The following is a 1,169-nucleotide window of genomic DNA, read 5'->3' as shown; positions in this document are numbered from 1 at the left end:
CTCCTTAACGATGAAGATGCGTAAATCGTGAGTGCTCACACAGATTGAATTGGCTTGATAGAACGGAACAGAGATTGGTTACTGCAGCGCGAGTCGCTGTTTTTTTAGCCCTGCGATTAGGTGGGGTTAAGAAAGATGAGCAGTAGCCAACAGGATACTGGGTCTGTAGCTCAGCTGGTTAGAGCGCACCCCCTTTGCTTAAGGTGAAGAGCAGGGTGAGGTCACCGACCGAAGCTCGGAGTCAGTATTGAAAACGGTTACGGGTCTGTAGCTCAGCTGGTTAGAGCGCACCCCTGATAAGGGTGAGGTCGGTAGTTCAAGTCTACTCAGACCCACCATTTTGTCGCTCTGGATTGCGTTGGGAACCTCGTCGTGTACTGATGTACACTTCCTCGGCTCCCGCCTTACCAGAACGCCAAAACCGCGAAATGTTTAAAGAAGCATTTTCGGTGTCAGAAGCGCAGTCCAGAATGGTTCAGGGCGAGGCGCACGTGAAACGATTGAAGGAGCATACCTCAATGGTATGTGACTGATTGAGTTTTGCGCGCAACGAAGCACTGGAGCATTATGGCAAGCCGGCACGACAAGGGGCCATAGCTCAGCTGGGAGAGCGCCTGGTTTGCATCCAGGAGGTCTGCGGTTCGATCCCGCATGGCTCCACCATTTTCCTTCTCTGTTCTGCATGTGATGGTATTGCTAAGTGCTTTTGAAAAAGTATTTATCAATCACATTATGTGAGTTGCTCTTTAATAATTTGGACAAGCTGATAAAGAAACAAACGAAGTTTGAACAAGCCAGGTATAACTCACCAGACTTTTGGTGAAAGCGTATCGTTCATGTCAATGACGTATGATTCAATCGGGTTCGGAAGTATTAACTTGCTTCCAGAGCGCAGTGTTTTTAACGCAACTAAGCGTTGAAAAGACAAGCGACACCTTTTTGGGTTGTATGGTTAAGTGATTAAGCGTACACGGTGGATGCCTTGGCAGTTGGAGGCGATGAAGGACGTATTAACTTGCGATAAGCCATGATGAGCTAGTAAAAAGCGCATGAGTCATGGATTTCCGAATGGGGAAACCCAGTGAGTTTACTCACTATCCTTAACTGAATACATAGGTTAAGGAGGCGAACGAGGGGAACTGAAACATCTAAGTACCCTTAGGAAAAGA

The 1,169-nt window shown here is 47.5% G+C and carries 2 tRNA genes and 1 rRNA gene; all 3 read left to right on the top strand.

The features are described from left to right. The first annotated feature begins 261 nt into the window (after positions 1-261). Positions 262-338: transfer RNA gene (locus FM042_RS11810), tRNA-Ile, on the top strand. 249 nt (positions 339-587) lie between these two features. Then, a tRNA-Ala gene (locus tag FM042_RS11805) sits at positions 588-663 on the top strand. A gap of 287 nt (positions 664-950) precedes the next feature. Further along, positions 951-1,169, top strand: a 23S ribosomal RNA gene (locus tag FM042_RS11800); the annotation flags it as partial.

Origin of the sequence: Aliidiomarina halalkaliphila (assembly GCF_007096385.1) — a bacterium.
Classification (GTDB): Bacteria; Pseudomonadota; Gammaproteobacteria; order Enterobacterales; family Alteromonadaceae; genus Aliidiomarina; species Aliidiomarina halalkaliphila.
Note: the sequence above shows the minus strand (reverse complement) of the source record. Positions and strands in the feature narration are given on the sequence as shown.